General features: G+C 59.9%; 8 protein-coding genes. 2 read left to right on the top strand and 6 right to left on the bottom strand.

Annotated features, from left to right (window positions below; all coding sequences use genetic code 11):
- On the bottom strand, positions 1–815 hold an 815-nt coding region (locus ABYM29_RS13260), incomplete at its 3' end, for a cbb3-type cytochrome c oxidase subunit I (protein WP_372865252.1).
- On the bottom strand, positions 808–2,229 hold the full coding sequence (locus tag ABYM29_RS13255) for a c-type cytochrome (protein ID WP_372865251.1): 1,422 nt from the start codon (positions 2,227–2,229) through the stop codon (positions 808–810). The genes ABYM29_RS13260 and ABYM29_RS13255, both read right to left, overlap by 8 nt.
- Before the next feature lie 708 nt (positions 2,230–2,937).
- Here ABYM29_RS13255 and ABYM29_RS13250 point away from each other — a divergent pair.
- Both ABYM29_RS13250 and ABYM29_RS13245 read left to right on the top strand, forming a co-directional pair.
- Positions 2,938–3,411: a hypothetical protein gene (locus tag ABYM29_RS13250; protein WP_372865250.1), complete on the top strand. Its 474-nt coding sequence runs from the start codon at positions 2,938–2,940 to the stop codon at positions 3,409–3,411.
- Between the two features lie 147 nt (positions 3,412–3,558).
- Complete coding sequence (locus tag ABYM29_RS13245) at positions 3,559–3,777, top strand: hypothetical protein (RefSeq protein ID WP_372865249.1); 219 nt, start codon at positions 3,559–3,561, stop codon at positions 3,775–3,777.
- 88 nt (positions 3,778–3,865) lie between these two features.
- On the opposite strand, the gene ABYM29_RS13240 is transcribed toward ABYM29_RS13245, so the two are convergent.
- Genes ABYM29_RS13240 through ABYM29_RS13225 form a run of 4 tightly spaced genes read right to left on the bottom strand, consistent with a single transcriptional unit; the run spans position 3,866 to position 9,083 of the window.
- The gene (locus ABYM29_RS13240) at positions 3,866–5,101 is read right to left on the bottom strand and encodes an iron-containing alcohol dehydrogenase (protein WP_372865248.1); all 1,236 of its coding nucleotides are present in this window, start codon (positions 5,099–5,101) and stop codon (positions 3,866–3,868) included.
- Positions 5,102–5,143: 42 nt separating this feature from the next.
- Positions 5,144–6,700 (bottom strand): long-chain-fatty-acid--CoA ligase, encoded by a 1,557-nt coding sequence (locus ABYM29_RS13235; RefSeq protein WP_372865247.1) that lies wholly within the window; start codon positions 6,698–6,700, stop codon positions 5,144–5,146.
- Between the two features lie 47 nt (positions 6,701–6,747).
- Positions 6,748–7,878 (bottom strand): acyl-CoA dehydrogenase family protein, encoded by a 1,131-nt coding sequence (locus ABYM29_RS13230; protein ID WP_372865246.1) that lies wholly within the window; start codon positions 7,876–7,878, stop codon positions 6,748–6,750.
- Positions 7,879–7,904: 26 nt separating this feature from the next.
- Positions 7,905–9,083 carry an acyl-CoA dehydrogenase family protein gene (locus ABYM29_RS13225; protein ID WP_372865245.1) on the bottom strand — a complete coding sequence of 393 codons (1,179 nt, stop codon included), beginning with the start codon at positions 9,081–9,083 and terminating at the stop codon, positions 7,905–7,907.
- Positions 9,084–9,228: the final 145 nt, after the last annotated feature.

The following is a 9,228-nucleotide window of genomic DNA, read 5'->3' as shown; positions in this document are numbered from 1 at the left end:
GGGTGACCAAAGAACCAGAACAGGTGCTGAAACAGCACCGGGCTGCCGCCGCCGTATTCCATTTGCTCGCCCAGCGACAGCAGCGCCGGCATAAAAAAGCTGGTGCCGGCCAAGCGGTCCATCAGCATCATAATGGCGCTGACCAGCAGCGCCGGAAAGGCCAGCAGGCCCAGTATGCTGGCAATAAAGATGCCCCAAATACTCAGTGGCATGCGCATCAGTGTCATGCCCTTGGCGCGGGCCTGCAAAATGGTGGTGACATAGTTCAGGCCGCCCATGGTGAAGGCGACAATAAAGATCGCCAGCGAGATCAGCATCATCAAAATGCCGACGTCATTGCCCGGCGTGCCCGGCAAAATCGCCTGGGGCGGATACAGGGTCCAACCCGCGCCGGTGGCCCCGCCCGGCACAAAAAAACTGGCCAGCAGTACAATCACCGACAGCAGGTAGGTCCAGTAGCTGAGCATATTCAAATAGGGGAACACCATATCCCGCGCGCCCAGCATCAGCGGGATCAAATAATTGCCAAAGCCGCCCAGCAGCAGCGCGGTCAGCAGGTAAATAACCATAATCATGCCGTGCATGGTCACAAACTGCAGATAGGCGCTGGGGTCGATAAAGGCGAATTGGTCGGGAAAGCCCAGTTGCAGGCGCATCATGCCCGACAGCACCAGCGCCACCAGGCCGACAAAAATCGCCGTGGCCGCATACTGAATGGCGATCACCTTGTGGTCTTGGCTCCAGATATACTTGCTGACGAAGCTGGTCGGATGATGGGAGTCATCGGGCAGATCGGCAATGGCGCTGTCAGTCATCTAGGTCACCTCCATCCTGTGCTGAAGCCCGCATATGGGCTAGCGGCTCGCCGCGCTGCACCACCGGCAGGGCGTGCAAATACGCCGCCACCGCATCTACGGCCTGTTCGCTTTGCAGCAGGCGCGACATCAACAGCATCTGCCTGCCGAAAATATCCTGCTGGTGAGCGCCGCGAATCTGCTGCTGAAAATTGTTGATCTGCCGCTTGAAATAGGCCGGCTGCTGGCCCGCCAGCGCCGGTGCACTCTGGGCCGCCTTGCCCTGCCCCCACTCGCCGTGGCAGTAGGCGCAGTTGCGGTATAGCTGGCGCCCTTCGTCGCTGGCCGCGGCGGCCGCCGCAACAGTCACCGGCGCCTGCAGCGAGGCGATATAGGCCGACACATCTTTGATATTGGCCGCGCTCAAGCCCGCCGCCATGGCCGCCATTTGCATGCCATAGCTGTCTTTCTCGTGGCGACCGCGCACCCCGTCTTTGAAGTAGCCCAGCTGGCGTTCGATATAGCGGGCGCCCTGCCCCGCCAGACGCGGGCCGTTCAACATCTCATTGCCCTCGCCCTGCGCGCCGTGGCAGGCCGCGCAACTGGCGTACACCTGCTGCCCCAGCTGCGGGTCGCCAACCGGAGCATTCAAGATCTCGGCAAAGGTCTGCTGCTTGGCCAGCCAGGCCTGATAGTCCTCTGCGGTATCCACCACAATATGGCCGCGCATGGTGTAGTGGGCCATGCCGCACAATTCCTGACACAGCAGCTCAAAGCGGCCGAGCCGGGTGGGGGTAAACCACAAATAGGACACAATGCCCGGCACCAGATCCATTTTGACCCTGAACTGCGGCACCGCGAAGTTGTGCAGCACGTCTTTAGAGCGCAGCATCACCTTCACCGGCTGGTCGACAGGAATGTGCATCTCATTGCTGCTAATCAGCACATCGTCCAAGCCGGTCGGGTCGTCGGGATTAATGCCAAAGGGGTTGTTGTCGTCGATCAACTCCGCCGAGGTCTCCCCCAGCACGCCGTCTTCGCCGGGCAGCCGAAAGCTCCAGTGCCACTGCTGGCCCAGGGCTTCAAACTGCTGGGCATCCTCCGGCACATTTACAAACTTGGCCCACACAAATAGCCCCGGCGCCAGCATGGCCGCCACCCCCAGGGTGGTGCCCAAAAACAGCCAGTTCTCCAGCTTCTTGTTTTCCGGCTCGTAGTCGGCGCGGCGGTGCTTGTGAAAGCGAAAGCGGTACACCACATAGGCAAGGAACAGATTAACGGCCACAAATACAATGCCCGTTATCCAGAAGGTAATCTCAATCGTGTCGTCGATGGTGCCCCAATTCGAGGCCAGCGGCGTGAACCACCAGGGGCTAGTAAAATGGAAGACCAGTGACCCTATCACCAACAAGAGGATCACTATTGCTATTGCCATAATATCCATCCCTCTCAGTGAGCACGGCAAAACCTGCCTGCAAGCCGGGCCAAGGCTGGGCCAGCCGGGCTTAAACCGCCACCAATCGACTTGTTTTTCCAGCCATTTTTATTATTAAAAACAATCGATTAGCAATGCCGCGCGGGCCAAACCAGCATCCACTAACAGCGCCGAAACCCCGTCATACTGTTTGCAACAACTAGCCTCAACATAGGCTATAAACCGCCGCTTATCCAAATCGCCGGAAAATAAGGCGACGGCGGTTAGCCGCTGCGGCAAGCCCCGCCGCAGGCTGGCAAGGCCCACACACGCGGCCACAAAGAAAGAATAGAAGAAGGGAACAGAAAAATTGCCGGCAGCCGCCGCCAAAGACTTGAACAAAACCCAGCAGCGCCGTATGGTCGGCATGTATTACGGCGCAGGATCGTGCCCCCAACGTGCATCGCCAAGGAATGGTCAGCCAGCATGAACCGCCCGCAAGCCCCCCGCTACGCTACCCCCATACCGTGTAACTCGGCTTTCGGCCCTGCTCCGCAACCTGATCAGCTTTATCGCACTGCCGAAGTCGCGACGGCGATATTTTCAATTAAAAACAAGCAGCTACCGAATCGCTTCGGGGAAGCCAATACAATAGATGACTTCCCGATAATAAATATTATGAGGCCGCAGGCCTCATAAACAGACTGTTAGCTTCATTGAGGATCAATCGTGGCTGAGTTAAAAGCAAACTACCCTCATGGCCTTAAAGATCGTGAGATTGAATTCTTAGTGAATCAATATGCCGCTGAAATCTTCGAGAAAGGAGCTTCAACGAATGCCGTTTTGCAGTTCTCGCCATTAATTCAACTTGGCACCAACGAGTTGCAAAGTAGGCAATCTAAAAGGATAACGATGCTATCTATTGGGATCTCAGTCTTATCTCTCTTGATAGCAAGCTTGGCTTTGTATGTATCTCTAGTTTCTTCACGCTCTAGCAACCAATGGAGAGAAGAGCAGTTAATGGCCCTTTCTCAAATGGAAATTTCTACCGCACAATCAAATGACGCTCTTATCATTGCAATACGAAAAGAGTTGGAAAAAGGGCGAAAACAAATGGTGGAACAGTCAGCGAAGTTAGAGTATGCAATACTAATTTCAGCTAACAAGTCAATGCAGCCGACGCCTGCGGCGACGGCTGATTGAGGCGTTATATTTCTTAAACCTCAATCAAGGAAGAACATGAGAGTATCTACGTTGTTACCCCTAGTCGTTCTTTGCCTGTTCATGGGTTTTACTTTCTGGGTTACGGCAGGCGCTGAGCAGTCGCTTTTGGCCTTTGGCGCCCAACTCATGTCGAGTCCAGATACCGCTCAAGTCGTCATCGATCTCTACATTCTCGCCGCGCTGGCTTGTGTTTGGATGTACCAAGACGCCAAAAGCCGTGGCAAAGGTTTGGGCTATCTCGCCCCATTCTTTGTTGTCACTGCGGTGTTTGTATCTGCGGGGCCGTTGCTATATTTGGTGCTGCGTGGCGGGCGAGAGCCTGAAGCCGAAGCCAGCAAAATATAACAAGCCGCTTAAAGTCGTTCCCGGCCTATCGGCCGTGTAGTTCCCTCCACCAGCGCAGGCCCTAGGCCTGCGCCATAACGGCAACGCCCTACTGCGCCACCACCGCCGCGCCCTCGGGGCTGCTAAGCAGGCTGCGCAGTATCGCCTGACACTCTTTGCGGCTCATTAACACCGGCACCGGGTAGCCTGCGCCCTCTTTAACCGCCGCTGCGGCAATAGTGGCGACATCCTCCTCTAGCAGGCTGTCCAGTTGGCTGGGGATGTCCAGTCGCTGGTTTAAGTCGGCCACCGCCTGTACAAATTTTTCGGCGGCTTGGCGCTCGCTGTCGCCGCTGTGCGCTGCGCCGATTAACTGACCGAGTTCGGCCAGTGGCCGCTGCGCTGCGGGGGTCATAAAGCGCAGTACCTCGGGCATGACCAGTGCATTGGCCAGACCGTGGGGGGTGCCGTAGTGGCGGCCCAACTGGTGGGCAATGGCGTGGACATTGCCGACGCTGGCGGCGTTAATGGCCATGCCGGCGTAGTAGGCGGCCAGCGCCATTTGCTCGCGGGCTTCTACGTCGCCGCCGTCGCGGTAGGCGCGCGGCAGGTAGTCAAAGATCATTTTCACCGCGGCGCGGCTGTAGCCCTTGCTGGCGTCGCTGCCCCACAGGCTGATATAGGTTTCTATGGCGTGAGTCAGAGCATCCATACCGGTGGCGGCGGTAATCGGTGCCGGCATGCCCAGCATTAACTCGGCGTCCAGCGCCACTGCCTGCGGCAGCAGCTTGGGGTCGGCGATAAAGCATTTTTCGTGGCTATCGGGGTCAGACACCACGGCGGCAATGGTCGCCTCGGAACCGGTGCCCGAGGTGGTGGGCAGGGCAAACAGCGGCAGCGGCGGCTGCTTTACCTTGAAATAGCCCACCAGTTTGCGGCCGTCGCCGGCATTGCCAGCTGCCGCGGCAATGGTTTTGGCGCAGTCGATCGACGAGCCGCCGCCGATGGCCAGCACCGCGTCGCAGCTGTGCTGACGGGCCAGTGTCAGGCCGTCTTCCACCATAGTAAACGTCGGGTCGGGCAGGATGCCGTCGTAGATCACCACCTCCACCTGTTGCTCGGCCAGCGCCTCTGCTGCGCGCGCCACAATGCCCAGTTCCACCAGGGGTTTGTCGCTCACGATCAACACCCGCTTAAGGCCCTGCCGCGCCATGTGCTGGCAGAGCTGGGCGGTGCTGCCCCGGCCATTGAACAGCACATAGCTGAGTGATGGCATCAGCTTAAAGGGCACCGACATTACCGCCAGATAGACGCGGTGTAATAGCGTACGCAAAAACTTAGTCATTGCTGACTCCCTGTTTAAATGGGTGGGTAGCGGCGCGCCGGCTCACGCCGACTGCGGCTGATAGTTGGGCACAATGGCCGCTCGCAGTTCTTTTTTCAGTACCTTGCCGCTGGGGTTGCGCGGCAGCAGCTGGGTATATTCGAGGTGCTTGGGCACCTTGAAGCTGGCGAGCGACTCGCGGCAGTGGGCGGTGAGTTCGTCGAGGCTGATTTCGCCCTCTTCGCCGGCCACCAATACCGCCAGTGGCACCTCGCCCCATTTTTCGTCGGGCACACCGATTACCGCCGCATCGGCGATTTTGGGGTGGGCCATCAATACATTTTCGATTTCGGCGGGGTAGATGTTTTCGCCGCCGGAAATAATCAGGTCTTTCACCCGGTCTTTCAGAAACAGGTAGCCCTGCTCGTCCAGGTAACCGGCATCGCCGGTGTGCAACCAGCCGTCCACCACGGTTTCGGCAGTGGCCTCGTCGCGCTTCCAGTAGCCCTTCATGACCTGCGGGCCGCGACCGAGTATTTCGCCCACCTCGCCCTGGGGCAGGTCGCGCCCCTGGTCGTCGACAATACGCAGCTCGGTGCCAAACACCGGGCGGCCGCAGGAACGCAGCAGCTCGGGGCGGCCATTGAGGGCGGCAATGTGGTCGTCGTTGGTGAGGAAGGTCAGTGCGGTGGTCGACTCGGTCTGGCCATAGCCCTGATAAAACTCGCAGTCGAACACCTGCAGGCAGCGCTTGAGTAGGTCTTCGGAAATCGGCGAGGCGCCGTAGTTCATCCACTGCAGACTGGGGAAGCTGTAGTCCTCGATGTTTTCCACGCAGGCCAGCGAAAACTGCAGCATTACCGGCACCACCGAGGCGTAGCAGATGTCGTCGTTGGCCAGCGATTCGATCATGCCCACCGGGTCGTAGTCGCGGTGCAGCACCAGCGCGCAGCCGTAGTAAATGGCCATTAACGAACCGACCAGCCCCAGGGCGTGGAAGATCGGCGCGACAATCAATGCGCGGTCGCCGGCGCGGGGCGCGCGGCCGGTGGTCAAGGGCGCCTGAATGCTGTTGCAGATCAGGTTGTGGTGGGTGAGCAAGGTGCCCTTGGGCAGGCCGGTGGTGCCGCTGGTATACATTTGAAACAGCACGTCGTCGCCGCTGATCGCCACCGGCTGCGGGGTCTCGCCCGCGCTGGCCAGCCAGCTGTCCAGCGGCTCGGCGCCGCCCAGCTCACCGACGATGGAGATCTGCGTTTGCGCGGCCAGATAGGGGCCGATCAGCGGCGCGAATTCGCCGTCGACAAACAGCAGGCGCGCCTCGGCATCCTCGGCGATAAAGCCGACCTCGTCGCAGCTCAGGCGGTAGTTAATGCCCACTGGCACCACCCCCGCCCGTGCGCAGCCGAGAAAGACCAGCAGATTGTTCAGCGAGTTTTTACTGAGGATGGCAATGCGGTCGCCCTTGCCCAGCCCCGCCGCTTGCAGGCGGCTGGCCACGCGGCCGGCTTTTTGCCAGGCCTGGGCGTAGCTCAGGCTCTGGTCGGCGTCGCTGCCGAACAGCGCCTGCGGGCGCATTTTGACTTGAAACGCCATGTACTCGGTAAAATCGTCAAACATTGTTGCTGTCCTCTTATTATCGCTCTGACGACAGCGCGCGGGTCAGGCTAGGCCGCTGTCGATGAATAACGCATTTCAGTGAAGCGCTTGCGCTGCCAGCGACTGTCGCCAAACAGGCTGTCGATCACCATCAGGCGCTTTAAATAACCGCCGATATTCAGTTCTTCGGTGACGCCCATACCGCCGTGCAACTGCACCGCTTCTTCGGCAACGCTACGTCCGTATTTTCCAACCATTGCCTTGAGCGCGGCAATGTCCTGGGGCGCCTGTTCCTCTCTTTCCGCGACCGAACACAGGGCGCGCACCAACAGCGAGCGACACTGCTCGGTGGCCATGTACATATCCACCATGCGGTGTTGCAGGGCCTGAAACTTGCCGATGGGCTGGCCGAACTGCTTGCGGGTGTTGGCGTAGTCGGCCGTCGCCTTCACCAGATACTCCATCGCCCCCACCGCCTGGGCGGCAATGGCCACCGTGGCCTCATCCACCACCGCGCGCATCAGTGCCAGCGCCTCGCCGCTGGCGCAGACCTTGGCGCCGGCCTCGACGGCGACATTGTCCAGTTCGATATTGGCCACTGGCTGGCCGTCCATCAGCACAAAGCCGCGGCGCGTCACCCCTGGGGCCGTGCTGGGCAGGGCAAACAACTCGATGCCGTCATCGCTGCGCGCCGACACCAGTAACACGTCGGCCGCCATACCATTGAGCACCAGCGCCTTGTGGCCGCTCAGGCGATAGCCCTGACCGTCGCGCTCGGCGCGGCAATTGATCTGGTCGAGATCAAAGCGGCTGTGGCGCTCCAAATAGGCGAAAGCCGCCTGACTCTGGCCCGCCATAATCGGCTCCAGCCACTGCGCCTTCAGCGCCTCGTTGTCGCCGCGGGCAATCAGCTGCCCCGCCAGTAATACCGTGGCCAGATAGGGCTCGACCACCAGACCGCGACCGAAGGCCTCGAACAGCACGGCGGTGTCCACCACCGAGCCGCCAAAGCCGCCAAAACTTTCCGGCAGCGGCACCGTTAGCCAACCCAGCTCGGCAAAGTCGCGCCACACCGCCGCGCTGAAGCCCTGCGCTTCGGCCAAATAGCCGCGGCGGGTTTCGTAGTCGTAGCGCTCGGCAATATATTTGTCGACGCTGTCTTTGAGCAGCTGCTGCTCTTCACTCAATGAAAAATCCATAATCTATTCCCCCGGCCGAGCCGCTGTTACAAACCCAGGCCAAATTTGGCGATGATATTTTTTTGCACTTCGTTGCTGCCGCCGTAAATGGTGCAGGCGCGGCCAAACATGTATTCGCGGCGGGCGCCGTAGCCGTAGTCGTGGCCCAGTGCCGCCAAGTCTGCCTCGCCGGGCAGGGCCGCGCCGTAGAGGCCGGACACGTCATACAACAGGCTTTGCACCGCCTGCTGCAGCTCGGTGCCCTTGAGCTTTAACAGCGAGGATTCCATGCCCGGCGCGCCGCCATTGGCCACCGCCGCCAGCACCCGCAGTTCGGTAAACTCCAGCGCCATCAGCTCCATTTCGATATCGGCCATGCGCGCCTGAAAATCGCTGTCGGCGAGCAGCGGCTGGCCGCCGTTGTTTTCCGCGGCGGCCAGACTGCGAATGCGGCTGAGGGTGTGTTTGCAGTAGCCGATACCCGACAGCGCGGTGCGCTCGTGGGTGAGCAGCGCCTTGGCGTAGGTCCAGCCCTGATTTTCCTCGCCGATGCGATTGGCCACCGGCACCCGCACATTGTCGAAGCTCACCTCGTTGAGGTGGTGTTCGCCGTCGATGGAAATAATCGGCGACACAGTAATGCCGGGGCTGCTCATATCGATCAGCACAAAGCTGATGCCCTGCTGGGGTTTGCCGCTGTTGTCAGTGCGCACCAGGGCAAACATCCAGTCGGCATACTGGGCGTAGGTGGTCCAGATTTTGGTACCGTTGATAATATAGTCGTCGCCGTCGCGCTCGGCGCGGGTTTGCAGTCCGGCCAAGTCCGAGCCGGCACCGGGTTCGGAATAGCCCTGACACCACCAGGTGTCACCGCTGAGAATACCGGGCAAAAAGCGCTGCTTTTGCTCGTCGTTGCCAAAGGTATAAATCACCGGGCCGACCATTTTCAGGCCAAAGGGCGGCACATCCGGCGCGCCGACGGCGGCCAGCTCATTGTCGAAAATGTATTTCTGGGTATCGCTCCAGCCGCAGCCGCCGTATTCCACCGGCCAGCCCGGCGCCACCCAGCCCTTGTCGTAGCGTTTCTTCTGCCACTCGATGGTGGCGGCCTTATAGCCGTCGTGACTGTCGATGCGCGCGGCGAGCTCGGCATCAAAATTGTCGCGCAGGAAGGCTCTCACCTCCTCGCGAAATTGCTGTTCTGACTCACTAAAATTAGCGTACATAAAGACTATCTCCGACCTGGCGACGGCAGTGCCGCCGCGGGGTAATTAGCAAAAGGCAGGGCGCGTTCGCCCCTAGGTCAACACGCCGCGCTCGCGCAACTGCGCCATCGACTCGGCGTTATAGCCCAACTCGGCCAGCAGCTGC

This window comes from Spongiibacter sp. (genome assembly GCF_041602295.1).
Lineage (GTDB): Bacteria > Pseudomonadota > Gammaproteobacteria > Pseudomonadales > Spongiibacteraceae > Spongiibacter.
The sequence above is the reverse complement of the archived record's forward strand: the minus strand, read 5'-3'. Positions and strand labels throughout refer to the sequence as shown.